The 23,797-nt window shown below is 68.2% G+C and carries 25 protein-coding genes and 1 pseudogene; 13 read left to right on the top strand and 13 right to left on the bottom strand.

The window, feature by feature from the left end:
* Positions 1–128 precede the first annotated feature (128 nt).
* Both RZN05_RS14790 and RZN05_RS14785 read right to left on the bottom strand, forming a co-directional pair.
* The gene (locus tag RZN05_RS14790; protein WP_317227338.1) at positions 129–1,106 is read right to left on the bottom strand and encodes a FecR family protein; all 978 of its coding nucleotides are present in this window, start codon (positions 1,104–1,106) and stop codon (positions 129–131) included.
* Entirely contained in the window at positions 1,106–1,651 is a 546-nt protein-coding gene (locus RZN05_RS14785) for an RNA polymerase sigma factor (protein WP_317227337.1), read from the bottom strand. The genes RZN05_RS14790 and RZN05_RS14785 overlap by 1 nt, the downstream gene beginning before the upstream one ends.
* A 396-nt stretch (positions 1,652–2,047) precedes the next feature.
* Here RZN05_RS14785 and RZN05_RS14780 point away from each other — a divergent pair, with 396 nt between their 5' ends.
* From RZN05_RS14780 to arsH, 5 genes are read left to right on the top strand one after another with little or no spacing between them, the layout of a single operon-like run.
* Positions 2,048–2,380, top strand: a complete 333-nt coding sequence (locus RZN05_RS14780) for an ArsR/SmtB family transcription factor (protein ID WP_317227336.1) — start codon at positions 2,048–2,050, stop codon at positions 2,378–2,380.
* A gap of 7 nt (positions 2,381–2,387) precedes the next feature.
* Positions 2,388–2,816: an arsenate reductase (glutaredoxin) gene (arsC, locus tag RZN05_RS14775; RefSeq protein ID WP_317227335.1), complete on the top strand. Its 429-nt coding sequence runs from the start codon at positions 2,388–2,390 to the stop codon at positions 2,814–2,816.
* Positions 2,817–2,853: 37 nt separating this feature from the next.
* Positions 2,854–3,876 carry an ACR3 family arsenite efflux transporter gene (gene arsB / locus RZN05_RS14770; RefSeq protein WP_317227334.1) on the top strand — a complete coding sequence of 341 codons (1,023 nt, stop codon included), beginning with the start codon at positions 2,854–2,856 and terminating at the stop codon, positions 3,874–3,876.
* Positions 3,873–4,196 (top strand): YnfA family protein, encoded by a 324-nt coding sequence (locus RZN05_RS14765; protein WP_317227333.1) that lies wholly within the window; start codon positions 3,873–3,875, stop codon positions 4,194–4,196. The genes arsB and RZN05_RS14765 overlap by 4 nt, the downstream gene beginning before the upstream one ends.
* The gene (gene arsH / locus RZN05_RS14760; protein ID WP_317227332.1) at positions 4,193–4,984 is read left to right on the top strand and encodes an arsenical resistance protein ArsH; all 792 of its coding nucleotides are present in this window, start codon (positions 4,193–4,195) and stop codon (positions 4,982–4,984) included. Before RZN05_RS14765 ends, arsH begins: the two co-directional genes overlap by 4 nt.
* Here arsH and RZN05_RS14755 read toward each other — a convergent pair.
* Genes RZN05_RS14755 through RZN05_RS14745 form a run of 3 tightly spaced genes read right to left on the bottom strand, consistent with a single transcriptional unit; the run spans position 4,970 to position 6,623 of the window.
* On the bottom strand, positions 4,970–5,512 hold the full coding sequence (locus RZN05_RS14755; protein ID WP_317227331.1) for an MAPEG family protein: 543 nt from the start codon (positions 5,510–5,512) through the stop codon (positions 4,970–4,972). The genes arsH and RZN05_RS14755 overlap by 15 nt on opposite strands.
* A gap of 13 nt (positions 5,513–5,525) precedes the next feature.
* Positions 5,526–6,170 (bottom strand): class I SAM-dependent methyltransferase, encoded by a 645-nt coding sequence (locus tag RZN05_RS14750; protein ID WP_317227330.1) that lies wholly within the window; start codon positions 6,168–6,170, stop codon positions 5,526–5,528.
* A 54-nt stretch (positions 6,171–6,224) separates the two neighbouring features.
* Positions 6,225–6,623, bottom strand: coding sequence for a MerR family transcriptional regulator (locus RZN05_RS14745; protein WP_317227329.1), 399 nt, complete (start codon positions 6,621–6,623; stop codon positions 6,225–6,227).
* Positions 6,624–6,693: 70 nt separating this feature from the next.
* On the opposite strand from RZN05_RS14745, the gene RZN05_RS14740 reads away from it, so the two are divergent.
* The 8 genes from RZN05_RS14740 (at position 6,694) to RZN05_RS14705 (ending at position 15,651) form a co-directional block, all read left to right on the top strand.
* Positions 6,694–7,344 carry a cation transporter gene (locus RZN05_RS14740; protein WP_317227638.1) on the top strand — a complete coding sequence of 217 codons (651 nt, stop codon included), beginning with the start codon at positions 6,694–6,696 and terminating at the stop codon, positions 7,342–7,344.
* Positions 7,341–7,709 (top strand): DUF3703 domain-containing protein, encoded by a 369-nt coding sequence (locus RZN05_RS14735; protein WP_317227328.1) that lies wholly within the window; start codon positions 7,341–7,343, stop codon positions 7,707–7,709. Before RZN05_RS14740 ends, RZN05_RS14735 begins: the two co-directional genes overlap by 4 nt.
* Positions 7,706–8,095 carry a hypothetical protein gene (locus RZN05_RS14730; RefSeq protein ID WP_317227327.1) on the top strand — a complete coding sequence of 130 codons (390 nt, stop codon included), beginning with the start codon at positions 7,706–7,708 and terminating at the stop codon, positions 8,093–8,095. Before RZN05_RS14735 ends, RZN05_RS14730 begins: the two co-directional genes overlap by 4 nt.
* Before the next feature lie 61 nt (positions 8,096–8,156).
* Entirely contained in the window at positions 8,157–9,428 is a 1,272-nt protein-coding gene (locus RZN05_RS14725; RefSeq protein WP_317227326.1) for a TolC family protein, read from the top strand.
* Positions 9,425–10,573: an efflux RND transporter periplasmic adaptor subunit gene (locus RZN05_RS14720; RefSeq protein WP_136943410.1), complete on the top strand. Its 1,149-nt coding sequence runs from the start codon at positions 9,425–9,427 to the stop codon at positions 10,571–10,573. The genes RZN05_RS14725 and RZN05_RS14720 overlap by 4 nt, the downstream gene beginning before the upstream one ends.
* Before the next feature lie 3 nt (positions 10,574–10,576).
* Positions 10,577–13,783 carry an efflux RND transporter permease subunit gene (locus RZN05_RS14715; RefSeq protein ID WP_317227325.1) on the top strand — a complete coding sequence of 1,069 codons (3,207 nt, stop codon included), beginning with the start codon at positions 10,577–10,579 and terminating at the stop codon, positions 13,781–13,783.
* Positions 13,780–14,379, top strand: coding sequence for a cation diffusion facilitator family transporter (locus RZN05_RS14710; RefSeq protein WP_136943408.1), 600 nt, complete (start codon positions 13,780–13,782; stop codon positions 14,377–14,379). Before RZN05_RS14715 ends, RZN05_RS14710 begins: the two co-directional genes overlap by 4 nt.
* A 363-nt stretch (positions 14,380–14,742) precedes the next feature.
* Complete coding sequence (locus RZN05_RS14705) at positions 14,743–15,651, top strand: LysR family transcriptional regulator (protein ID WP_317227324.1); 909 nt, start codon at positions 14,743–14,745, stop codon at positions 15,649–15,651.
* A gap of 18 nt (positions 15,652–15,669) precedes the next feature.
* On the opposite strand, the gene RZN05_RS14700 is transcribed toward RZN05_RS14705, so the two are convergent.
* The 8 genes and pseudogenes from RZN05_RS14700 to trbE form a co-directional block, all read right to left on the bottom strand.
* Positions 15,670–15,897: a DUF2274 domain-containing protein gene (locus RZN05_RS14700; protein WP_136943406.1), complete on the bottom strand. Its 228-nt coding sequence runs from the start codon at positions 15,895–15,897 to the stop codon at positions 15,670–15,672.
* A complete protein-coding gene (locus tag RZN05_RS14695) occupies positions 15,894–17,105 on the bottom strand; it encodes a TrbI/VirB10 family protein (protein WP_136943405.1) in 1,212 nt (403 codons plus the stop codon). The genes RZN05_RS14700 and RZN05_RS14695 overlap by 4 nt, the downstream gene beginning before the upstream one ends.
* On the bottom strand, positions 17,102–18,100 hold the full coding sequence (gene trbG / locus RZN05_RS14690) for a P-type conjugative transfer protein TrbG (RefSeq protein WP_136943404.1): 999 nt from the start codon (positions 18,098–18,100) through the stop codon (positions 17,102–17,104). The genes RZN05_RS14695 and trbG overlap by 4 nt, the downstream gene beginning before the upstream one ends.
* Entirely contained in the window at positions 18,097–18,780 is a 684-nt protein-coding gene (trbF, locus tag RZN05_RS14685) for a conjugal transfer protein TrbF (protein WP_136943403.1), read from the bottom strand. Before trbF ends, trbG begins: the two co-directional genes overlap by 4 nt.
* Positions 18,781–18,785: 5 nt before the next feature.
* A complete protein-coding gene (gene trbL / locus RZN05_RS14680) occupies positions 18,786–20,237 on the bottom strand; it encodes a P-type conjugative transfer protein TrbL (protein ID WP_136943402.1) in 1,452 nt (483 codons plus the stop codon).
* A gap of 2 nt (positions 20,238–20,239) precedes the next feature.
* The gene (gene trbK-alt, locus RZN05_RS14675; RefSeq protein ID WP_317227323.1) at positions 20,240–20,602 is read right to left on the bottom strand and encodes a putative entry exclusion protein TrbK-alt; all 363 of its coding nucleotides are present in this window, start codon (positions 20,600–20,602) and stop codon (positions 20,240–20,242) included.
* Between the two features lie 12 nt (positions 20,603–20,614).
* The gene (gene trbJ, locus RZN05_RS14670; RefSeq protein ID WP_136943400.1) at positions 20,615–21,364 is read right to left on the bottom strand and encodes a P-type conjugative transfer protein TrbJ; all 750 of its coding nucleotides are present in this window, start codon (positions 21,362–21,364) and stop codon (positions 20,615–20,617) included.
* A 5-nt stretch (positions 21,365–21,369) separates the two neighbouring features.
* Positions 21,370–23,796: pseudogene (gene trbE / locus RZN05_RS14665) on the bottom strand (conjugal transfer protein TrbE).
* Position 23,797: the final 1 nt, after the last annotated feature.

Genomic DNA, 23,797 nt, shown 5'->3' with positions numbered 1-23,797 from the left:
CTACAAAGAAGCACAACCCCGATTTTCTTTCGCATTCTGTCCCTCCCGGGTCCGCGCACAGAGCGCGGACATCAGGGCGGGACGGGGCAGGACGGACTTACCCCCCCCTCCAATGCGGAAAAAATCGACTAGGGTCGGACGAGCGTCAGATTGCCGTCGGCGTCGCGCTGGACTCGAAGCTTGAGGGCTGCAGCAAGGCTTGCCGCAAGTTGATCCACGGGAAGCGGACGGAAGGCTCCGGTGACCTTGATCGCGCCGAGTGACGGCTCGCCGAGCGCAATGCCGCGCGAAGCGTAGCGATTGGTTTCCTCAAGCACCGCCGACAAGGGCGCGCCGTGGAAAACCAGCATTCCCGATACCCATTGGTCGCTCCCCTTCTCGGCCGGCCCGGCGGGTGCAAGGGGCTCGCCGCTCGCGGCGAAGCGCACAGCCTGTCCGGGCTGGATGCGCAGTCCCGCCTTTGCATCCAGGCCTTCCGTCTGCCGCCGGACCTCCAGAGCGTCCCGCAGCGACGCGACCGAAAGCCCGGCCGGTGCTGCCTGGACGTCGAAATTCCCCTGCGGAGCCGAGACAATCTTCCCGCCCGCCTCGACGAGGAACGCGCGTGCGGGCTCGGGCCGGATGTCGAAACGCGCACGACCGCGCTGCAGCCTGACCTTGCGGACCTTGTCGTCGAACGCGACCTCAACCCGCGTGTCGGTGTCGAGCGTTACCGACGACCCGTCAGGCAGCTTCACCGTGCGGATCTCGCCGACCGAGGTCGCGTGCGCCACGGATACGAGGGAGAGGTTCGGGTTGCGTCCGGGCTGGAGGGTCACGAACAGCGCGATGACGATCATCGCGGCGGCAGCGAGCGCGAGACGAGGCGCGGTGGCCCAGGCGAGCGGGCGCGGCTGCGGCTTGAGTGACCGGTCCCGACCGACCGCGGTGGCGCCCAGGCCTTCCGCCAGTGTCCAGGTCCGCTCGAGCGCGGCATATTCGGCGGCGTTTCGCGCGTCCGCCGCGCGCCAGCGTTCGAACTCGGCGCGCGACGCCTCCGCATGGGGCCCGTGCATGCGCCCCCACCAGCGTGTGGCTTCCTCGCGCGCGTCCTCGCCGCCCGGCATCAGGCATCCTGCTCCATGAAGCGCGTCAGCTGCCCGATCGTCTTCGACATGATCTTCTCGACGCGTTTCACGCTCAACCCCGTCTTCTCCGCGATTTCGAGATAGGTCATGCCATCAAGACGGTGGGCGAGGAAGATATCCCTCGACCGCGGCTTGAGACGAATCATGGCTGTCTCGAGCCGGCGCAGACTATCGCGCGCTTCCAGGCGGCCAAGCTCATCAATGTCCGAAATGGCGTGCTCCACATCGGCATCGGGCGCCATGTGCCGGAACTCGGCGGATCGCACCCGGTCCTTGAGCAGGTTGCGGCCGATCTGGCGCAGATAGCTTGCGGGCCTCGCGATCGAGGCCGGACCGTCCTCGGCGCGGGCAAGCCGCAGAAAGGCTTCCTGTGCGAGGTCTTCGGCTTCGTGCGCCGATGCACGGTTGCGCGCGAAGAAGCGGATCAGCGACGAACGCTCGCTGCGGTACAGCCGGTCGATATCGACCGCGTCCGGCTCGGCGGCACGAAGCGCGGCCAACGGAAACGTCGCCGGCCCCTTCACCCTTGGCCTCTGCCAATATCGTCCGCCCGCGCCGCGCGTGCCATGATCCGTCTCCCGATCGAGACGGCTCCGGCGAAGCCGGGTGTTGAGAACACGTAGGGTTTACATGCGCCGACGCCTTTAGCTGCGAAGCCTGGACATGCGCGTCGGCCACCCGGCGGTCGGCCAGTGAACAGAATACCCTACGAGGTTCTCACGCCTCGGTGCCGATGTCACGGCACGGACAAAGGTTAGGCTGGCAACACCTTGCCTGGCAAGCAGCTACCTTCGAAGTCAAACCACTGCGGTGCAATCCAGACGCCCTGACAGGTCGACGCGGCCAACGAGGTAAACCAAACGCATCGGTAAAACGCGATACGTCTTGCGGCCCCAAATCACATCGGCTAATCCCGATGCATGGACCAGGACAGCGCCATCGAAATCCTCGCCGCTCTTGCGCATCCCACGCGGCTGTCGACTTTCCGCCTGCTGGTACGGCACGAGCCCAACGGCCTTTCGACGGGGGAGCTCGCCGACGCGCTGGCGCTGTCGCAGAGCACCTTTTCCACCCATCTCGCCGTGCTTGCCAAGGCGGGCCTCGTTCAGTCCGACAAGCAGGGTCGCCACTTCATCCAGCGGGTGCGCATCGACGCGCTGCGGGACCTGATGACCTTTCTGGCCAAGGACTGCTGCCAGGGCCGCGCGGAGCTTTGCGAGCCGCTTGTCGCCGAACTCACCACCTGCTGCTGAGGCTCAAATGACCGCTGACATCATCATCTATCACAATCCCGAGTGCGGGACGTCGCGCAACACGCTGGCGATGATCCGCAACGCCGGCATCGAGCCGCACGTCGTCGAGTATCTGAAGACGCCGCCGGCCCGCGCGCAGCTCGTGCAGCTGATCGAGCGCGCCGGGATCACGCCGCGCGCGCTGCTTCGCGAGAAGGGCACGCCCTATGGCGAGCTCGGCCTGGCCGACGAGACCCTGAGCGACGACGGTCTGATCGACGCGATGATGGCGCATCCGATCCTGATCAACCGGCCGCTCGTCGTGACCCCGCTAGGCGTGAAGCTTTGCCGCCCCTCCGAAGCGGTCCTCGACATCCTGCCGCAACCGCAGCAGGGCGCGTTCTCCAAGGAAGATGGCGAGCAGGTCGTCGACGCCAGCGGCGAGCGGCTGGTCTGAGGTGGCGACTCTCGCAACCGCTACGCCGCGCCCGGCCATGAGCCTGTTCGAGCGCTATCTCAGCCTGTTTGTCGCGCTGTGCATCGTGATCGGCATCGCGCTCGGTCACGTCCTGCCCGGCGCGTTCGCGGCGATCGCGGCGGCGGAGGTCGCTCGCGTCAACCTCGTCGTGGCGGCGCTTATCTGGCTGATGATCATCCCGATGCTCCTGAAGATCGACTTCGGCGCGCTCGGTTCGGTGCGGCAGCACTGGAAAGGAGTGGGCGTTACCCTCTTCGTGAACTGGGCAGTGAAGCCGTTCTCGATGGCGCTTCTCGGCACGGTGTTCATCGGCTGGCTCTTCGCGCCGCTGCTGCCCGAAGGACAGGCGTCCAGCTACATCGCCGGCCTGATCCTGCTCGCCGCCGCCCCGTGCACCGCCATGGTGTTCGTGTGGTCGAACCTTTGCGACGGCGAGCCGACCTACACGCTCAGCCAGGTCGCGCTGAACGATCTGCTCATGATCTTCCTGTTCGCGCCGCTCGTCGCCCTGTTGCTCGGCGTCGCATCGGTGACCGTCCCCTGGGACACGCTGCTCCTGTCCGTCGTGCTCTACATCGTCGTTCCCGTGATCGTCGCCCAGCTCGTCCGGGCGGCGGTGCTCGCCTCGGGCGGTCAGCTGGCGCTCGATCGGCTGCTCGGCAGGCTGGGTCCCGCCTCGCTGGTCGCGCTCCTCGCCACGCTCATCCTGCTGTTCGGCTTCCAGGGCGAGCAGATCGTCCGCCAGCCGCTGGTCATCGCATTGCTGGCGGTGCCGATCCTGATCCAGGTCTATTTCAACGCGGGCATCGCCTATTGGCTGTCGCGGCGTTTCGGCGTCGCCTGGTGCGTCGCCGCCCCCGCCGCGCTGATCGGCGCGTCGAACTTCTTCGAACTGGCAGTCGCTGCGGCGATCTCGCTGTTCGGCCTCCACTCGGGCGCCGCGCTCGCGACCGTGGTCGGCGTCCTCGTCGAAGTGCCGGTCATGCTCTCGGTCGTCGCGATCGTGAAGCGTACGCGCCCGTGGTACGAAGCCGCATGACTCCGCTGGCCTATATTGGCGCTGCGCTCGCCGAGATCGCCGGCTGCTTCGCCTTCTGGGCATGGCTGCGGCTGGGACATTCGCCATGGTGGGTCGTGCCCGGCATAATGTCGCTTGCACTATTCGCCTGGATGCTGACGCTGGTGGACAGCGAGGCAGCCGGCCGCGCCTATGCGGCCTATGGCGGCGTCTATATTTGCGCCTCGCTGGGATGGTTATGGGCGATCGAAGGCCTGCGGCCCGACCGCTGGGACGTGGCCGGTGCCGCAATTTGCCTCCTTGGGGCCGGCATCATCCTGTTCGGGCCGAGAGCGGCATGAGGCGCCTCCGCTCACTGGTCGATCCAGACCATATGCCGGCGCTCGATCCGGCGTTCGTGCACAAGCGCCTGGGCCTCGGACTTGGCGACGATCAGCCGCCGCCGCGGATCCTGCTGCTCTACGGATCGCTTCGGCAGCGCTCCTTCTCGCGACTTGCGGTCGAAGAGGCGGCGCGATTGCTCCAGCTTTTCGGTGCCGAGACGCGCATCTTCGATCCAGGCGACCTGCCGCTCCCGGACCAGGTGCAGGGTGACGACCATCCCGCCGTCCACGAACTGCGCGAGCATGCATTGTGGTCCGAAGGCCAGGTCTGGTGCAGCCCGGAGCGGCACGGCCAGATCACGGGCATTATGAAGGCGCAGGTCGATCACCTGCCGCTCGAGATGAAGGGCATGCGCCCGACCCAGGGTCGCACGCTCGCGGTGATGCAGGTGTCGGGCGGATCGCAATCGTTCAACGCCGTCAACACGCTGCGCCTGCTCGGCCGCTGGATGCGGATGTTCACGATCCCGAACCAGTCGTCGGTCGCGATGGCCTACAAGGAGTTCGATGAAGCGGGCCGGATGAAGCCCTCCAGCTATTACGATCGCATCGTCGACGTGATGGAGGAGCTGGTTCGCTTCACCATCCTGATGCGTCCGCATCGCGAACAGCTGGTCGACCGTTATTCGGAGCGAAAGGCTGGGAACAAGCCGACGCATGACGTTGAGGATCACTCGGCAATCGCCATCCGTCCCGACGCGCGGCTGCAATCCGCCGGCCGGAATGTCGCCTCACCCGCTGAATAACTCGCCCATGGTCACGACGCCTGCGGCACCAAGGCAAACGAGCGAGGGGAGCGCGGTCAGCGCCATGCCCAGCGCGCGCGATCCCGCGCCACCTGCATATCCGCGGTAGAAAAGCACGCGGCCGACCGGAAATAGAATCGCAGAGGCGATCAACAGCGCGAGGACGGCTCCGCCCGCAACAGAGGCCAGCACGAGCTGCGCACATATGCCGACAAATGCCTGCTCGAGGGTGTTCTGCAGAAACGCCACCTTGACCGCGAGCTGCGGGCTTGGCGGACCTGCCGCCGCGCCTGCGATGTCGGCCGCCGAGTGATACCTGCCGCTGGACACGAGCTGGATAGCGACGAGAACGCACAGCAGATGGGGGACGCTGGTCTGAATGGCGAGCGCCAGCCTAGGCGCGATCTCGACGGGCAGTTCGATCAGGCGCGGCAACAGCAGCAGCGATACCCCGCAGACCGCCATCGTCAGGCCGAACGCCAGCACGGCTTCCCGCCGCACCAGCCGTTGCTCCACCTCTACGTCCATTCCTGCTCCTGTGTCAGGCGGGCCGCTTGGCTCCCAATAGCATGATCGTGCCCGTCACCGTGTGCACGCGGTCGATCTCGCAAACGTCGACAAAGCCCGCGTCACGGATAAGGTCCGGCAAGATGCCGTCGGCATTCGGCTGGGTGTCGGCGACGCCGTCGAGCCGCTGGATGGTTGCTCGGAATAGCAGCCGCATCAAGCCGCGCTGGCGTCCATAATCTGCGATGAGGAGCCGCCCGCCAGGCCGCAGGACCTGGAAGAGCGCAGCAAAGGCGCGCGCCTTCTCCACGACCGGCATCTGGTGGAAAACGAGGCTGGACACGGCCGCGTCGGCAGTGCCGGCTTCGAGGTCGGCGGCGAAGCCTTGGCGCCATTCCACCCCGACGCGCGCCGCTTCGGCCTTGGCGCGGGCGATCGCCAGCGCTTCCTCGTCCGGATCGATGCCGATGATGCGCACCTCGGGCTGGGCCGCTTTCAGCATCACGGCGAAGGTGCCGGTGCCGCAGCCGAAATCGACGATCGTCTCGCCCGCCACGGGTGTGGTCGCCTGCAGAAGCGCGCTTCGCCACCGCCGCTCGCGCGTCCAGATGCGGATTGCGCGATCATAGTCCTGGGTGTCACCGGTTCCGAGCGGCGGCGTATAGTTCTGTTCGCCCACCTTATCCTCCTCGTGCGAGTCGGCCGGATTGTGCACCCTGCAGTGACTAGAGGGTCAAGTCGCCTCGGCCGGACCGAGCGCTTCGATGATTCGGCAGGTCGAGATTGACCCCTGCGAGCACTGGCCGATCAGGTCGTCGAGTTCGCGGCGCAGCGCGCGCAGGTCGGCGATCTTGCGGTCGATCTCGGCGAGATGCTCGCGCGCCACGGCATCGACCGCGCCGCAGGATCGGTCGCGCTCGTCCGAGAGTGCCAGGAGCGCGCGCACCTGGTCGAGCGTGAAACCGAGGTCGCGCGCCCGGCGGACGAACGAAAGCCGCGCCAAATGTGGTTGGCCATAGTCGCGATAATTGCCTTCGGTCCTCGCCGGTGCCGCAAGCAATCCGATCTTCTCATAGAAGCGGATCGTCTCGACCTTGGTCGCGGTCGATCGTGCGAGTTCGCCAATCTGCATTGCCAGCCCTTGACCCTAGAGTTGCTACAGGGTGCATATAGCCTTCCACATCGAGTCGTTCGAGGTGGAAATGGCCTGCAACAGCTGTGCGTCGGCAAAGCCCGACGCTAACAATAGTCCGAGCTGGCGGCGTGCGCTGTGGATCGCGCTTGCCGTCAATGCCGCGATGTTCGTGGCAGAGATGGCCGCTGGCGTGGCGGGCGGCTCCAAGGCGCTCCAGGCGGACGCGCTCGACTTTCTTGGCGATGCCGCGAACTATGCGATCAGCCTCGGTGTCGCCGGAATGGTGCTCGCGTGGCGCGCGCGCGCGGCGCTGCTCAAGGGCGCGACGCTGGCGATCCTCGGTATCTATGTGCTGGCGAGCAGCCTGTGGGCGGTCTGGCACGGGCGCACCCCCGACGCCGAGATGATGGGCCTAGTCGGCGTGGCTGCGCTGGTCGCGAACGCCGGCGTCGCCCTGATGCTCTACCGCTTCCGCTCAGGCGACGCGAACATGCGGTCGGTCTGGATCTGCTCGCGCAACGACGCGATCGGCAATGTCGCGGTCGTGCTCGCCGCGGCAGGCGTGTTCGGGACCGGCACCGCCTGGCCCGACCTGATCGTCGCAGCCATCATGGCGCTTCTCGGCATCTCGGGCGGCGTTCAGATCATCCGCCAGGCCAGACGCGAACTCGCCGGCGAGCGCGGCGCCCGCGACAACCGGCTGGCCGGAGCGGCATGATGCGCAAGTCTGCCGCCGATTCGAACCTTCACGGCCTCGCCGACGCCGAACTCGAGCGTCATCGCTGGGCCGCCTCGGTCGGCGATGTCGGCAGCGCCTGGTGGGCACTGGAGCGGGCGCATATCGTCTCCCAGTCCGACCTGCTCCTGCATCTGAGGGTCCATGTGATCATGCTGGTTTATGCGCTCCGCACGGCGGACCTGCGCGAGGCCGGCGGTCAGCTGCTGCGGCTGGCTCTCGCACCGCTGGGCACGCTCAGCGGCCGAACCCCTATCGGCAATAGCGGCCGTGCGCGCGTAGATCCGTTCGCGCCGATGCCGATTCCCGGCGATTTGCGGCGCGCGCTCGAGGAGGCTGGCGGATGAGCGAGGTTCGGAAGCTGACAGGCGGTGCTGGTGCTGCTATCGCGCGGACCGTGCATCGGCTCCTGAGCCTTCTCGTCGGAATGGCGCTTCTTCTCTCGGTGGGGATGGCGCCGCTCGCGCATGCGAGCGAGCAGCTCTGTCTGCCGGGCAACGTGGCAGCCGCGGCGCTTGCCGGTCATGTCGACGGCGACGCGGACCAGGCACCGGACACGGAGAGGGGCGTTCCGCACCACCATGGCGGCTGCCATGGTCACCACTTCGCCGACCCCGTTGGCAGCTCCGAGGCCGAGGCTCCTTCGGTTCTGCCGGCACGCTTCTTCGCGATTCGGTCGACGCTCCTGACTGCTGCACCCCTGGATCGGTCGCTGAGGCCGCCGATCGCCTGACGCCGATCATCGCCCGCGCGACACAGCGCGCGGCTTGTTCGTCATCGTCAGGAGCAATCCAATGTATCGTGTCATCGCGGCCGTCCTGGCCGCAGCGGCCTGCACGCAACCCGTGCAGGCGCAGACCAGTCCGCCACCCGCTGCCGAGCCGACGGGCGAGACCCTCACGCTCGACCGGGCGCTCGAGCTCGCCGGTGCCACGGCGCCCGGGGTCGAGGCAGCAACCGCCGGCGTGCGCGCCGCCGAGGCCCAGCGCCGGGCGGCCGGACTGCGCCCGAACCCGTCAATCAACGTGGAAGCCGAGAACGTCATCGGCACCGGGCCCTATAGCGGCCTCAGCTCGGCCGAAACGACGGTCGGCATGTCCTTGCCGCTTGAGCTCGGCGGCAAGCGCTCGGCGCGGATCGGTGTGGCGGACGCCCAGACCGCCCGTGCCCGGCTGGAAGTGATTACCGCCCAGGCCGACCTTCGGTTGAAGGTCACGCAGGCGTTCGTCGAGGCGGCAGCGGCCGAGCGGCGGCTCGGGGTTGCCCGCGATCAGCGCGACATCGCGAACGAGGGCCTGCGCGGTGCCCGGGTGCGGGTGCGGGCCGGGCGCGCTTCTCCGCTCGAGGAGCAGCGCGCCGACGTCCAGCGCATCAACGCCGAAACCGCGCTCGAACAGGCAGAGCGCGCCACCACGCTCGCCCGCGGGAACCTTGCACGCTTGATCGGCCGGGAACCTGGCCAGCTGGGCCTGCCATGGTTCGAGCGAACCGATGGGGTCGGGCCGAGAATGCCGAAGAGCGCCGACGGCACCCTCGCGCTCGCGCTTGCCCAGGCCGATATCGCCACGGCGGACGCGCAGGTGCGCCTCGCGCGCAGTCAGCGCGTCCCGGACCTGACGCTCAGTGCGGGCGCGCGGCGGCTCGAGGCGACCAATGATGTCGCGGCAGTGTTCGGGGTGAGCGTACCGCTGCCCCTGTTCAACAACGGCCGCGCAAATCTCGATGCGGCGCGCGCGCAGCGCGATCAGGCAGAGGCGCTGCGACGCGGCGCGGTTCTTGATGCCCAGCAGGCGATCGCGTCCGCCGAGACCGAAGTCGCCAACGCCGAAGCCAACGCGCGAACCGCTGCGGGGCCGGCGCTCGCCGCCGCGCAGGAGGCGGCACGCATCGCCCGGATCGGCTATCGCGAAGGCAAGTTCGGCCAGCTCGACCTGCTTGAGGCTGAGCGCACGCTTGCCCAGACCCGCGCCGCGGCAATCGACGCGCTCGCTGCCTATCACGATGCACAGGCCCGCCTGGAGCGGCTCACCGCCCGCGTGCCCTCAATCACGGAAGATCGCCCATGAAGATGTCCATGCTGCGGGCGATCGCGCCCGCCACCCTTGCTTTCACGCTTGTCGCTTGCGGTGGCGGGAGCGCGCCTGCGGGGAATGAAGCAGCCGAGCATGCCGAGGAAGAAGGGCATGCAGAAGAAGGCGTCGTCACGCTCAGCCAGCAGCAAATCGCGGAGGCGGGTATTGAGGTCGTTCGGCCGACCGTCGGTGGCGTCGCCGGCGCGATCGAAGTCAGCGCGACCATCGAGGGCGATCCCCAGGGCGTGCAGGTAGCATCCGCAGCGATCGGTGGCCGCCTGGTCTCGCTGACGAGGAATCTCGGACAGTCGGTGTCCAGGGGCGACGTGCTCGCGGTGATCGAGAGCCGCGAGGCGGCGACGCTGCGAGGCGACATCGAGGCGGCTCGGGCGCGGCTTGCGCTGGCACAATCGAACCTGCGCCGCGAGCAGCGCCTGTTCGCCGAGCGCGTTTCGCCCGAGCAGGACCTGATCGCCGCGCGTACGGCTGCAACCGAGGCCAACATCGCGCTGCGCCAGGCCCAGCAGCAACTTGCCGCCACGGGCGGCGGCGGCGGCGCCCTCAACCGGATCACGGTGCGAGCGCCGATCTCCGGGCAAGTGGTCGCCCGGTCGGCAACGCTTGGGCAAACCGTCACGGCGGACGCGGAGCTGTTCCGCATCGCCAACCTCTCGACGGTGAGCATTGCGATGTCGCTGCTTCCGGCGGACGCCGGGCGCGTGCGGCCCGGCTCGCGCGTCGAGGTGACGGCTCCCGGTCGGCGGCAGGAAGGGCGCGTCACGTTCGTCTCGCCAATCCTCGACGAGACCACCCGCCTCGTGTCGGTGATCGCCACGCTCGACAATGGTGCGAACGACTGGCGGGTCGGCGAGACGGTGAGCGCTTCGATCATCGTGCCGGCGGGCGGCGACACCACGGTCGCGGTGCCTTCGGCCGCAGTCCAGATGATCGAGGACAAGCCGCATGTGTTCGTGCGGACGCCCACCGGCTTCAAGGCGGTGCCGGTCACGCTCGGACGGCGCAACGGCGGCCAGGTGGTCGTCACCGCGGGGTTAAACGGTACCGAGCAGATCGCCTCGACCAATTCCTTCACCCTCAAGGCAGAGCTCGGCAAGGGCGAAGCCGAGCATGAGGACTGATCCATGATCGCCCGCATCGTCACCTTCTCGGTGGAGCGGCGCTGGTTCGTCCTGCTTCTCACCGCCGCCCTCGCCATCGCCGGCATGTTCGCGCTCCAGCGACTGCCGATCGATGCCGTCCCCGACATCACCAACAATCAGGTCCAGATCAACATCGTCGCGCCCGCGCTCTCGCCCGATCAGGTCGAGAAGCAGGTCGCCTTTACGATCGAGACCGCGCTCGCCGGTATTCCCGGCCTCGAATATACGCGTTCGCTCAGTCGCAACGGCTTCGCCCAGGTGACCGCCGTGTTCGACGAGGGCACCGATATCTATTTCGCCCGCCAGCAGGTCTCGGAACGGCTGCGCACCGCGGAGGAGGATCTCCCCGAAGGCGTGAACCCTGAAATGGGGCCGATCGCTACGGGCCTCGGCGACATCTTCATGTGGACGGTCGAGTATCGCGAGCTCGACAAAGTAAATCACAAGAGCGGCGAGCCCGGCCTGCAGCCGGACGGCAGCTATATCACGCCCGAGGGTGACCATCTGGTCAGCGAAGCCGACAAGGCGACCTATCTGCGCACGGTCCAGGACTGGATCGTCGCGCCGCAGCTCAAGGGCGCCGACGGCCTTGCCGGGATCGACTCGCTCGGCGGCTACACCAAGGAATATCTCGTCGTTCCCGATGTCCAGCGTATGGCGGCGATGAAGATCACGCTGCAGGACCTCGCCACCGCGCTCGAGCGCAACAACACGAGCACGGGCGCCGGCATCGTCAATCGCAACGGCGAGGGGCTGTCTGTGCGTGCGGACGGCCGAATCCGCACCGCGGACGAACTCGCCCGCACCGTGATCGCCACGCGCGAGGGCGTGGCGATCGTGCTGAGCCAGGTGGCGGGTGTGCGCACCGGCCAAGGCCTGCGCATGGGCTCGGCATCGGAGAACGGGCGCGAGGTGGTGGTCGGTACCGCGGTCATGCGGATCGGCGAGAACAGCCGCACCGTCTCGACCGGCGTGTCGAAGCGATTGGATGAGATCGGACCGTCGCTGCCGGTGGACGTGGTGGTGAAGCCGGTGCTCAACCGCACCGACCTGGTCAACTCGACTATCGCGACCGTCGCCCGCAACCTCGCCGAGGGCGCGCTGCTGGTGATCGTCGTGCTGTTCGCGCTGCTCGGCAACTTCCGCGCCGCGCTGATCGCGGCGATGGTCATCCCCATCACCATGCTGCTCACCAGCATCGGCATGCTCCAGGCGGGCGTCTCTGCGAACCTGATGAGTCTCGGCGCACTCGACTTCGGCCTCATCGTGGATGGCGCGGTGATCATTGTCGAGAATTCCCTGCGACGCATTTCCGAGGCGCAGCATGGCCGGGAGGATGCGCTGCCGCTCAAGGAGCGGCTGGCCATCGTGGCTGCTTCGTCGCGCGAGATGATCCGTCCCTCGGTCTATGGCCAGGCGATCATCATCCTCGTCTATGCGCCGCTGCTCACCTTCACCGGCGTCGAGGGCAAGATGTTCGAGCCGATGGCGCTGACGGTGATCATCGCGCTGATCTTCGCCTTCATCCTGTCCCTGACCTTCGTGCCCGCCGCGATCGCGATCTGGTTGAGCAAGCGGGTGGAGGAGAAGGAGGGGCGCATCGTCAGCTGGCTGCGCCGTCGCTACGAGCCCGGCCTCGACACGGCGATGCGTCGCCCGAGCGCCACCCTGGGCGTCGCGGTCGGCGCGCTGGCGCTGGCCGGCGTCGCCTTCACCACGCTCGGCCAGGAGTTCCTGCCGCAGCTGGATGAAGGCAATGTGCTGGTTCAGGCGATCCGCGTGCCCGGCACCTCGGTCGACCAGAGCCAGGCGATGCAGTCGCATGTCGAGCGGGCGATCACCAAAGAACCCGAAGTGCAGTTCGCTTTCTCGCGCACCGGCACCTCGGAAATCGCTTCGGATCCGATGCCACCCAGCATCAGCGACACCTTCGTGATCCTGAAGCCGAGGGAGCAGTGGCCGGACCCGAACCTGGAGAAGGCAGAATTCGTCGAGCGCCTGGAGAAGCGGCTCGCGAGGCTGCCGGGCAACAATTACGAGATCACCCAGCCGATCCAGATGCGCTTCAACGAGCTCATCGCGGGCGTGCGGGGCGATGTCGCCGTGAAGGTTTTCGGCGACGACTTCGCCCAAATGAATGCGACTGCCGAAGCGATCGCGAGCGCCTTACGCAAAACCGCAGGGGCGACGGACGTGCGCGTCGAGCAGACCGAAGGCCTGCCGATGCTGGACATCCGCCCAAACCGCACCGCCATGTCGCGCGTCGGCGTGACGGCGGGCGATGTACAGGACACGGTCGCGGCGGCGATCGGCGGCCGCGAGGCCGGCATGATCTTCGAGGGCGACCGGCGCTTCCCCGTCGTCATTCGCCTGCCGGAAGCCGCTCGATCGGACCTCACGGCGATTGCGCAGGTGCCGGTACCGACCGCCGAGGGGGGGTTTGTGCCGCTTTCGACCGTGGCCGACATTAACATCGTCGATGGTCCCAATCAGATCAGCCGCGAGAACGGCAAGCGCCGCGTGGTGGTGCAGGCCAATGTGCGCGGCCGGGACGTCGCCGGTGTCGTCGCCGACGCGCAGACGGCGATCGGCACACAGGTGAAGATGCCGCCGGGCACCTATCTCGAATGGGGCGGCCAGTTCGAGAATCTGGCATCGGCCCGCGACCGCCTGATGATCGTCGTGCCGATCTGCTTCGTGGTGATCATGCTTCTGCTCTACGGTGCGCTCGGTTCGGTGCGCGACGCGCTGATCGTGTTCACCGGCGTGCCGCTGGCGTTGGTGGGCGGCGTGCTGGCGCTGTGGCTGCGGGGCATGCCCTTCTCCATCTCGGCGGCCGTGGGCTTCATCGCACTGTCCGGCGTCGCGGTGCTCAACGGCCTCGTCATGGTCTCGGCGATCCAGGACCTGATCGCGCGCGGCCGCGATCGAGCGGTCGCGGCGCGGGAGGGTGCGCTGGCGCGCCTTCGCCCGGTCGCGATGACCGCGCTGGTGGCATCGCTCGGTTTCGTGCCGATGGCGCTCGGCCATGGCGCGGGCGCCGAGGTCCAGAAGCCGTTGGCGACGGTGGTGATCGGCGGGCTGATCTCGGCCACGCTGCTGACGCTGTTCGTGTTGCCGACGCTCTACGCGCGCTTCGGCAGGCGCGAGATGCCGGCTCCGAGCGAGGGCGCGGAGGTCGTGGCATGAGCGAGGAACGGCTGTCGCTCGACACCGCGGACAAGCGTCGCACGCTGTGGATCGTGCTGGCGCTGAACGTCGCGCTGGCGGCGGGATTCGGCATCACGGGAGCGCTGGGCGATTCTAGCGCCCTCATTGCCAATGGCCTCGACAATGCGTCCGATGCGCTGGTCTATGTCATTAGCCTCCTCGCGCTCACGCGCCCGGACCATTGGAAGCGCGCCGCGGCGCGCGTCTCCGGCGTGCTGCTGCTGGTCTTCGCGGCAGGCGTGCTGGTCGACGCGGTGCGGCGCTTCCTGACGGGGAGCGAGCCGCTGGGCCCGGCGATGATCACGATGGCGCTGATCGGCGCTGTGGTGAACGGCATCTGCCTGTGGCTGCTGAAGCGGCTGGAGGAGCCGGACGTAAACCTGCGCGCGGCGACGACCTTCAGCTTCAACGACTTCGTCTCCAATGGCGGAATCGTAGTGGCTGGCGGCGTCGTGCTCTGGACCGGGCAGAACTGGCCCGATCTCGTTGTCGGCGTGGCGGTGGCGGCGATTGCGATCAAGGGTGGAATCGAAATCCTGAGGGATGCCGCCGATGAGGCGCGCGATGCCGGATGAGCAGGGCAAGCCAACGCAACGCAGGCCGTCCCGGGCGTGGTCTGCCGAGGACGATGCTTCGCTGCGGGCTGGGATAGCGGCGAAACAGCAGACGCCCGATATCGCCCGGGCCTTGGGGCGGACGGTCGATGCGGTGCGGGGGCGCGCCCAGGTGTTGGGGCTTAGGCTAACCTCGCGCCTTCGGCCGTGGCGCGTGTACCCAGGGAGCGACTGAGCGAAGCGACTGGAGTCGCCACGGGACCCTCACGCCTCCGAAGACCCTGCGACTCCACCATTTCTTGGAATTGTCAGCGCTTCGACTCGCCGTCACGCTTGACCGACAGCACCCCCCGATGCCGGGGCAAGACGGAACAGGGATGCGCCATGATCGAGGTCCACCTCCTGCGCTATGCGCTGGCGGCGGCCGATAGCGGCAGCTTCAGCCGTGCGGCCGAGCAGTTTCGCGTGAAGCAGTCGACGCTGAGCAAGCGCGTCCGCCATCTCGAGCTTCGTATCGGGGTCCCGCTGTTTACGCGCTCGACCCAGGGTGTCGCGCCTACGCCGAGCGGGATCCAGTTCCTCGCCCGGGCCCGCTCGATCGTTGGCGAACTCGACATGCTTTCGACCGATGTCATGGCGCTCGCCAGCGGCGAGCGTGGCAGGCTGCGCATCGGCTTCCACGGCACCCTGGCGGCCGGCGATCTGCGAGCGACGATCGAGGACTTCCGGCGCGAGGCCCCGGATGTCGAGCTTGAGGCAATTGAGGCGGGCCGCGATCAACTCCTCGATGGCCTGGACCGGGGTCGTCTCGATCTGGCGGTGGTGGCCGGCGAAGGGGCTGGAGGGCAAGCGCTGTGCCTGTGGAGCGAGCCGCTGGCGGTGGGCCTGAGCCTCCAGCACCGGCTGCTCGAGCGCGACCGACTATACTGGACCGATCTCCGGGAGATGACCTTCCTCGTGACCCGGGCCGATCCCGGCGATCTGATCGCAGCGATGATCGCGGCACGTCTCGCGGGGCCTTGCCACGCGCCGCGAATCGTCGCCCAGGCGGTGAGCCGCGACAATCTGCACAGCCTCATCACCCGGGACCGGGTCTCGGTAACGGCCGGCGCCGGGTCGATGACAGACGAGGGCGTGGCATTTCGCGAGGTCCATGATGCGTTCGGTCCGACGCGGCTCAGCCAGACCCTCCATTGGCGCGAGGAGAACGAGAACCCCGCGCTCGCGCGCTTCCTGGCGCTGGCGGCGAGACGATATGGCCGGGCACCGCCCGAGCGCCCTGTTCGGCACTAGAACGGCAGCGGGCCGAGTTCATCCTCCGGCCCCCAGCTGTCTTCTTGCTTTGGCGAAGCCGCGGTCGGTGGCCATGAACTGGACAAGCATCGGCACGATCAGCTTGGCGGGGCCGCTGGACGCTTGACCAGTGGCCTGGGCGTGGGCTTCAGCATAGGCGCTGAGATCGCGATAGACATCGGCGGGTATGTCGAGCGTGACCTTCACCGGCTTGTCGTCGGCGATCGGTCCGAGCTTCAGCGTCATTTCGCACCTCCTTCGCCCGGTGCCAGCACAAGATCGCGGGTGACGATCACGCGTAGCTGGAAGCCAGCCCGCACCGTCAATGTCGGCTGCACGTTCATCTGTCGACGGACGAGATCCTGGCCAGTGCGGCCGATCGAGTCAGACGTGCCTTCGCGCAGCGCGCGCACCAGCGAGTCCTCGTCATCGCTGCCAACCTCGGTTCCGACGCTGAGCAATGTCGAGATCAAGGCGGCGCGGAACAGTCCGCCCCAATGCTGGTCGACGCGGTCCTGCAGACCCGAATAGCCCGAGGCATCGGTGCCGGGCAGCCGGTCGAGCTGGACCGATCGACCGTCGGGCAGGATGAGCCGATCCCAGGCGAGCAGGACGCGGTTCTGCCCGAATGAGATCTGCGAGTCATATTCGCCGATCAGGCGGCTGCCCTGCGGGATCAGCAAATGCCGGCCGGCCACGCTGTCATAGACATTCTGCGTCACCTGGGCGGTAATAATCCCCGGCAGGTCGGAGCGGATGCCGGTGATGAGCGCGGCCGGGATCACGCTGCCTGCCTGGACGATGTAAGGCGAAGCGGCAGGAACGAGCCGATGGCTGCTCTCGGCCGGATGCTCGTTGCGTGCCGTCACGAAATCGCGCTTCGCGGGCTGACCGCTCGCCGGCCCTTGGCGCTCGACCACTTGCGACGGCGCGGCCGCGCTGCCCGTTCCCTGCGCCGGCAGCGCCGCGGGCGACCCGGGAGGAGTCTGTGGCGCCGCGCTCTCGCTTCCGATGAACATTTTGCTGGTCCGGGCCGCGTCTCGCTCCTGGCGGATGCGATCGCGCGCGGCCTGCGCCTCATCGGGCGGTCCGCCCGGCTGGGTTTGCTGGCCGTTCGGTGGGGGCGGCACATCGACGCCGCGCTGCTGGGCCGAGAGGATCGGTTTGCCGAGGTCGCCCGGAAGTGGTGGCCCGAGCCTGGGCACCTGCGAATAGTCCTTGGGCGCGCCGGCAAGCGCATCGCTGGCCGCCCGGTTGTCGGTCTCGTAGAGCTCGTTCGGTGCCTTGGGCGCGGTTGGTTGCAGCGCGTAGATCAGCGCCCCGCCAATGCCGGCGGTGACCACCAAACCCGCGACCGCCAGCGTCTTGCGCGAGAGCCGCATCACGCGGGGCGGGTCTCCGCGCAGCCGCAGCGCGGCAGCACCGATCGGCTGCGCCTGGGGAAGCTCGCTCATTTCGCCCTCTCGCCCGGAAGGGCACCTTCGCGCAGCACGCGCACACGCTTCTGCGACTTGCCGCCACCCAGCCGCAGCTCGGCCGCTCCGAACAACCGATCGACGATGAGGTAACGGCCGCGCATCCGGTAGTTGACCAGCTCGCCGGCGCCCTTCGCGCCTGCGACGAACAGCGGCGGGAGCTCGCTTTGGCCGATGCTTGTCGGGAGCTCGATGAAGACCTGGCGGCCATCGTCGAAGGCACGAACCGGGCGCCACGCCGTGCGGTCGCCATCGATCCGGTAGCTAAAGTTGAGCGACTCAAGGTTGACACCAGGCACCGGCGGCGGCGCCGCGGCCTCACGGTTCCGCGCGGCAAGCGCGATCAGCGCATCCTGCGGATAGGTCCAGGAGACCGAGGCCATATAGGTGTCCGGGGTCGAGCGCAGTTCGAGGTGATAGGTGCGCCGGTCGGTGTTGATGACCAGGTTGGTGGAGAGACCCGGCCGGGTCGGCTTAACCAGGATATGCACGCGCTGCGCCGGACCTGAGCCGCTCAGCGTGTCACCCATGATCCAGCGCACGGTGTCGCCGGCGGCAACGGGGCCGACAAGCTGTTCGCCTTCCTGCAGCGCAATGTCGGTGACCTGACCCGGCGCGGTGTAGAGCTGGTAAAGCGCGCCTTCGGCCCATGGATATTGCTGGATCGCATTGAGGAAGCCGTCGCGCGCAGGTTGCATGCGGGCGGCGTCATTGGCGCTGCCGATCCGGGCCTTGGGATCGGCAGTCTCTGACACGCCGGCGGTCCTGATCGGCTTAAGCTGGCCGGGCAGCGGCAGCGGTTCGGGGATGCGGACGATCTCGACCTTGCGCGGCTGCTCGGACTCCGGAATTGCAGGCACCAACGCCTCGGCTGCCTGCGGAGGCGTCTGCGCGCGCGAGGCCGCACAGCCGGCGAGCGGCAGCAGGCCGAGCATGAAGAGGGGCGGCACGACCGCCATACTTTTGCGGGTCATTGCGAAAGCTCCTTCGACCAGTTGAGAGCGGTGACGAACACGCCGAGCGGGTTCTTGCGCAGGGCGTCGGGGGTGCGCGGGCTCTGGATCGCGACGGTGACGATCGCGGACCAGCGCTCGGTGGCGGCGAGGCTGCCGTCCTGGTAGCGCCGCTCGGTCCAGGCGATGCGGAAGCTGTCGTCGGAGGCACGGATCACGCTCGACACGTCGATCGCCACCTGCAGCTTGCCGACCTGCGCGAACGGGTCGTTGTTACGCGCATAATCGTTGAGCGCGAGCGCTCCGCGTGCGGTCGTGAAGTCATATCCGCGCAGCCAGTTCTGGCGGAGCACGACAGGATCGGCAGGAATGCCGCGGACATTCTCGATGAAGCGCGCGAGGTGGAACGCGATCTGCGGGTCGCTCGGGCGATATGCCGCATCCGCCGGCGCGACCGCCTGGGCTTCGCCGAGCTTGTCAACCTGCACGACCCAGGGGGTGATCGTGCCGCGCGAAGCCTGCCAGATGATGCCGGAAGCCAGCAGGGTCGAAAGCCCGAGCGCGCCGAAGCAGGCAAAGCGCCAGTTGCGCGCCTGCACCCGCGCCGACCCGATGCGCTCGTCCCATGCCTGACCGGCGCGCTGATAGGGCGTCTGCGGCTCGGGGGTCGCGCCGTAGCGCACGGTCGATCGTCGAAACATGCGTGTCACTCCTTGTCGGTGATGCTGACGGAGGCGCCGGGTCCGCGGCTGTCGCCCCCGCGCAGCGTATGGGTTGCGACGCTGGCGCCGTGGACGATGGCCTGGTTGCGGCGCATCGCGCGTGCCCAGGCAGGCGGACCGCCAGCGGCAGCACTGGCAGGATCGGCGACCGGCTCCGGCGACGTGTCGGGCTGAGCGGATGACGTCTCGCCGTGCTGTGGGCTCGGATGCGCGACGGGAGCGTCGCCCATGTCGGATCCGGCCGGAGTTGAATCCGCGTGCGGCTCAGCGGCTGCCGTGCTGCCGACCGCAATCGGAGCAGAGGCGGTCTGGTCAGGTGCCGCTCCGCTCGAGGAACGACCGGCACCCGAGCCTGCGGATCCGGGCGAGGCCTGGTTCGAGCTGCCGCGGAGCGGGGATGGGGCACGCTCTGCCGCGGCGCGCCCGACGCTGCCGAGTCCGGCGGCAACACCGCCGAGCCCCGATTTGCCCTCGGCACCGACGCGATAGGCACTGGCGGCGGAGCCAACGGTGCGCGCGGTGCCGGCGAGAGCGCCACCGGCAGCGCTCAGCGCCGCGCCACCGGCGGCGGCGCCCGCTGCGACCACGCTGCCCGCTGCGAGCGCGGTGCCGGCCGCGGCGCCGGCTCCCAGCTGCGGGCCGCCCGATACGATGCCGCTGGCGATGCCCGGCCCAAAGATTCCGAGACCCAGCAGGCACAGTGCGCCGAGCACGATCGCCATGGCATCCTCGATTGTCGGCTGGGCATTGCCAACCGCGTCGGTGAACTCGGAGAAGAGGGTCGAGCCGATGCCGACGATGACGGCGAGCACCAGCACCTTGATGCCCGACGACACCACATGGCCGAGCACGCGCTCGGCCATGAAGGCGGTCTTACCGAAGAGCCCGAAGGGGATGAGCACGAAGCCGCACAGGACCGTCAGCTTGAATTCGACCAGCGTGACGAAGAGCTGCACGGCCAGCACGAAGAAGGCGAGCAGCACGACGACCCAGGCGAACAGCAGGACGACGATCTGGATGAAGTTTTCGAAGAAGCTGATGTAGCCCATCAGGCCCGAGATGGATTCGAGTATGGGCCGGCCGGCATCGAGCCCAACTTGTGCGACGCGCCCGGGCTGGAGCAGCTCGGCGGCCGTGAAGCCGGTGCCCGAGGCCTTCAGCCCGAGGCCGGCGAAGCTCTCGAAGACGATCCGCGCCAGCGCGTTCCAGTTGCCGATGATATAGGCGAAGATGCCGACGAAGAGCGTCTTCTTGATCAGCCGGGCGATGATGTCGTCGCCCTCGCCGAGCGTCCAGAACAGAGCGGCGAGCGTGACGTCGATGACGATCAAGGTCGTCGCGATGAACGCGACCTCGCCATGGAGCAGCCCGAACCCGGAATCGATGTAGCGGGTGAAGACCTCGAGGAAGCGGTCGATGACCCCGGTGCCGCCCATGCTCAATGCTCCTGTAGCTGCGCAGCTGCCGGGCCCGTGTCGGGAGCCGGGATTGAAGATGGGACGATCTGGTTCGCGAGCGGCGATGAGGCGGGCTCGGCCGGCCGCGCGCGGTCGAGCCCGAGGAAGCGCCGGCGGTTCTCCGCCCAGGCGGCGAGGCAGTCGCGGTCGTTACCCGCGGCCTCGCCTGCCTGCTGGCATTGCCGCAGACGGGCTTCGAGCGGATCGGCCGGCGCCACAGTCTCTGGCCGGGACCGTGCGGTCTCGGTCGGCTGCGGCGATCCGCGTAGCGCCAGCGCGGCCATGGCGACCGCCAGGCCGAGACAGGCGAATGCGCCGATGCGCGCCGGGAGCCGGATGTTCATCGCCCGCGCGCCTCAGTCGTGGAACATCTTGGCCGGGGCCGACCGGTAGCCAGCCCCGGGCGCGAGAAATCGGCGCAATTGCTCGCGCGCCTGGTCCTGCGCGGCCGCGCGCTGCGCCGCCTCTAAGGACTGGGCCCGGCCCTGCGCGGCGACGAGCGCGGTCAGGTCGGCCAGCTGGCGCGCCTGGAGCGCGAGCAGCTGATTGCCGGCCTGCGCGGCCTGCAGCGCGCCCGAGGCCGACTGGCTCGAGCCGACCAGCCGGTCCATGACGCTGCGCGAGCCTTCGATATTGCCAACGACGCCAGCCTGGACCTTGAGCGCGTCCTCGAAGGCGGCGACGGTGTCTTCCCAGCGGGCGCGGGCATTGGCGATCAGCGCCTTGTCACTCGCCGACAGATTGTCCGCCCGGTAGCGGCCAGCGAACGCCTGGTCGATCGACTGGACCGAATAGGCGATGCGCTGGGCGTTGCTCAGCAACTGCTGGGTCTGCCGGACCTGGGACTGGAGTTCGGCGAGCGACGAGAAGGGCAGCGCCGCGAGATTCTTCGCGTCGTTGATCAGCCCTTCCGCCTCATTCTGCAGCGAGCGGATCTGATTGTTGATCTGCTGGAGCGTCCGCGCCGCCGTCAGCACATTCTGCGAATAGTTGCTGGGATCGTAGACGATGCCGCCGAGCTGGGCGTGCGCCGGGGCGGCGGCAAAGGCAATCAGCAGGGCCGAAGCGCCGGAAAGCGTAAGGCGGCGGAGGAGAGATAAACGCATGACAGTCACTCCTGGTTGATGAGGAAGAGAAGATCCGCGGCCCAGTCGAGGCCGCGGGCGCGCAGCCACGCAGGCGCGAAGCCGGCGCGGCCATGGGCCTCGACAAGTTCTGCGATGCGGCGCTGGTCGGTGCGCGACGAGGCCGCCGTGAAGGCGAGCGCGACTTCGCCTAGTCCCAGATCGAACAGGCGGTTGCCGCGGCGCGACTGACAATAATAGTCGCGCTTAGGCGTCGCCCGCGCGAGGATCTCGATCTGGCGCTCGTTCAACCCGAAGCGCCGGTAGATCGCGGCGATCTGCGGCTCGAAGGCGCGCTCATTGGGGAGGAAGATCCGCGTCGGGCAGCTCTCGACGATTGCCGGGGCAATGGCGGAGCTCTCGATATCGGCAAGGCTCTGGGTGGCGAACACCACGCTCGCATTCTTCTTGCGCAGCGTCTTGAGCCATTCGCGCAACTGGGCGGCGAATGCCGGACTATCGAGCACCAGCCAGCCTTCGTCGATGATGATCAGGGTCGGCGCGCCGTCGAGATGCGCCTCGATGCGGTGGAACAGATAGGAAAGCACGGCGGGCGCGGCGGCGCTGCCGACAAGGCCCTCGGTCTCGAACGCCTGGACTCGGGCTTGCCCGAGCTGCTCGGTCTCGGCGTCGAGCAGCTGGCCGTGCGGCCCGCCGACGCAATAGGGCCCGAGCGCCTGCTTGAGCGGCTGCGACTGGAGCAGCACCGACAGGCCGGTCAGGGTGCGTTCGGCGACCGGTGCCGACGCCAGCGAGCCGAGCGCCGCCCAGAGATGCTCCTTGGCCTGGGGATCGACGACGACACCTTCGGCGGCGAGGATCGCTGCCAGCCATTCGGCCGCCCAGCTTCGCTCGGCGAGGTCGTGGATCCGGGCGAGCGGCTGCAGCCGCACCCCCTCGGCTGCATCGTCCTCCCGCGAAGCGCCAAGGTCCTGCCAGTCGCCGCCCATGGCGAGCGCAGCGGCGCGGATCGAGCCGCCAAAGTCGAAGGCGAAGATCTGCGCATGCTCGTAGCGGCGGAACTGCATCGCCATCAGCGCGAGCAGCACCGACTTGCCGGTCCCGGTCGGCCCGACGATTAGCGTATGACCGACATCGCCGACATGGAGCGCGAAGCGGAAAGGCGTCGAGCCTTCGGTGCGCGCGAAGAAGAGCGGCGGCGCATCGAAATGCTCGTCGCGCGCCGGCCCTGCCCAGACGGCGGATAGCGGCACCATGTGCGCGAGGTTAAGCGTCGAGATGGGCGGCTGGCGGACATTGGCGTAGACATGCCCCGGCAGGCTCCCGAGCCATGCCTCGACCGCGTTCATGCCCTCGGCGATGACGGTGAAGTCGCGGCCCTGGATGACCTTCTCGACCAGCCGAAGCTTTTCGGCCGCGATCCCCGGGTCGGCGTCCCAGACGCTGACCGTGGCGGTCACATAAGCCTGCCCGACGAGATCGCTGCCGAGCTCCTGCAGGGCTAGATCGGCGTCGGCGGCCTTGTTGGCCGCGTCGCTGTCGACGAGCACCGAGGCCTCGTTGGTCATCACCTCCTTGAGGATCGCGGCGATCGACTTGCGCTTGGCGAACCATTGGCGGCGGATGCGCGCGAGCAACCTTGTCGCGTCGGTCTTGTCGAGCATGATCGCGCGGGTGACCCAGCGATAGGGAAAGGCGAGCCGGTTGAGGTCGTCGAGCAGCCCGGGAAAGGTCGCGCTCGGAAAGCCGATCACCGTCAGCGTCCGCAAATGCTGGCTTCCAAGGCGCGGCTCGAGGCCGCCGACCAGCGGCTGATCCGCCAGAAGCACGTCGAGGTGCATCGGCGTCTCGGGCACGCGCACCCGCTGGCGCCGGGTCGAGACGGTCGAATGGAGATAGGTGAGCGTCTCGGCATCATCGAGCCAGCGTGCCTCGGGCACGAACCCTTCGAGCAGCTGGAGGAGGCGCGCGCTGCGGTCGGCGAAGCCCGCGAGCAGCTCGCGCGTGTCGACACCCGAGCGGGACCGCCCCTCGTAGAGCCAGCCTTCGGCGCGCGCGGCGTCTTCGGCCGGCGGCATCCATTGCAGCGTGAGGAAATAGGCACTTTCGTAATGCACGCCTTCCTCGGCGAACTGCGCGCTGCGCTCGCGGTCGACCAGCGCCGAGGCCGGGTCGGGGAACGTGCTCGCGGGATAATCGTGCGCCGGCACGCGCTGCGCCTCAACGAAGATCGCCCAGCCCGAGCCGAGGCGGCGCAGTGCGCTGTTGAGCCGCCCCGCGGTCGCGACGAGTTCAGCGGGGGTCGCCGAATCGAGGTCGGGACCCCGGATTGCGGCGGTCCGCTGGAACGAGCCGTCTTTGTTGAGGACGATGCCGGGCGCGACCAGTGCCGCCTAGGGCAGGAAGTCGGCGAGCGCGGCGCCGCGCTGGCGATATTCGCGGAGCGACATCATC

Origin of the sequence: Sphingomonas sp. HF-S4 (genome assembly GCF_032911445.1) — a bacterium.
Taxonomy (GTDB): domain Bacteria; phylum Pseudomonadota; class Alphaproteobacteria; order Sphingomonadales; family Sphingomonadaceae; genus Sphingomonas; species Sphingomonas agrestis.
Note: the sequence above shows the minus strand (reverse complement) of the source record. Positions and strands in the feature narration are given on the sequence as shown.

Bases quoted from the DNA above. Each gene is read 5' to 3' on its own strand.
- RZN05_RS14790 (WP_317227338.1), bottom strand. From the start codon at position 1,106: ATGCCGGGCGGCGAGGACGCGCGCGAGGAAGCCACACGCTGGTGGGGG.
- RZN05_RS14780 (WP_317227336.1), top strand. From the start codon at position 2,048: ATGGACCAGGACAGCGCCATCGAAATCCTCGCCGCTCTTGCGCATCCC.
- arsC (WP_317227335.1), top strand. From the start codon at position 2,388: ATGACCGCTGACATCATCATCTATCACAATCCCGAGTGCGGGACGTCG.
- arsB (WP_317227334.1), top strand. From the start codon at position 2,854: ATGAGCCTGTTCGAGCGCTATCTCAGCCTGTTTGTCGCGCTGTGCATC.
- RZN05_RS14765 (WP_317227333.1), top strand. From the start codon at position 3,873: ATGACTCCGCTGGCCTATATTGGCGCTGCGCTCGCCGAGATCGCCGGC.
- arsH (WP_317227332.1), top strand. From the start codon at position 4,193: ATGAGGCGCCTCCGCTCACTGGTCGATCCAGACCATATGCCGGCGCTC.
- RZN05_RS14755 (WP_317227331.1), bottom strand. From the start codon at position 5,512: ATGGACGTAGAGGTGGAGCAACGGCTGGTGCGGCGGGAAGCCGTGCTG.
- RZN05_RS14745 (WP_317227329.1), bottom strand. From the start codon at position 6,623: ATGCAGATTGGCGAACTCGCACGATCGACCGCGACCAAGGTCGAGACG.
- RZN05_RS14740 (WP_317227638.1), top strand. From the start codon at position 6,694: ATGGCCTGCAACAGCTGTGCGTCGGCAAAGCCCGACGCTAACAATAGT.
- RZN05_RS14735 (WP_317227328.1), top strand. From the start codon at position 7,341: ATGATGCGCAAGTCTGCCGCCGATTCGAACCTTCACGGCCTCGCCGAC.
- RZN05_RS14730 (WP_317227327.1), top strand. From the start codon at position 7,706: ATGAGCGAGGTTCGGAAGCTGACAGGCGGTGCTGGTGCTGCTATCGCG.
- RZN05_RS14725 (WP_317227326.1), top strand. From the start codon at position 8,157: ATGTATCGTGTCATCGCGGCCGTCCTGGCCGCAGCGGCCTGCACGCAA.
- RZN05_RS14720 (WP_136943410.1), top strand. From the start codon at position 9,425: ATGAAGATGTCCATGCTGCGGGCGATCGCGCCCGCCACCCTTGCTTTC.
- RZN05_RS14715 (WP_317227325.1), top strand. From the start codon at position 10,577: ATGATCGCCCGCATCGTCACCTTCTCGGTGGAGCGGCGCTGGTTCGTC.
- RZN05_RS14710 (WP_136943408.1), top strand. From the start codon at position 13,780: ATGAGCGAGGAACGGCTGTCGCTCGACACCGCGGACAAGCGTCGCACG.
- RZN05_RS14705 (WP_317227324.1), top strand. From the start codon at position 14,743: ATGATCGAGGTCCACCTCCTGCGCTATGCGCTGGCGGCGGCCGATAGC.
- RZN05_RS14700 (WP_136943406.1), bottom strand. From the start codon at position 15,897: ATGACGCTGAAGCTCGGACCGATCGCCGACGACAAGCCGGTGAAGGTC.
- RZN05_RS14695 (WP_136943405.1), bottom strand. From the start codon at position 17,105: ATGAGCGAGCTTCCCCAGGCGCAGCCGATCGGTGCTGCCGCGCTGCGG.
- trbG (WP_136943404.1), bottom strand. From the start codon at position 18,100: ATGACCCGCAAAAGTATGGCGGTCGTGCCGCCCCTCTTCATGCTCGGC.
- trbF (WP_136943403.1), bottom strand. From the start codon at position 18,780: ATGTTTCGACGATCGACCGTGCGCTACGGCGCGACCCCCGAGCCGCAG.
- trbL (WP_136943402.1), bottom strand. From the start codon at position 20,237: ATGGGCGGCACCGGGGTCATCGACCGCTTCCTCGAGGTCTTCACCCGC.
- trbK-alt (WP_317227323.1), bottom strand. From the start codon at position 20,602: ATGAACATCCGGCTCCCGGCGCGCATCGGCGCATTCGCCTGTCTCGGC.
- trbJ (WP_136943400.1), bottom strand. From the start codon at position 21,364: ATGCGTTTATCTCTCCTCCGCCGCCTTACGCTTTCCGGCGCTTCGGCC.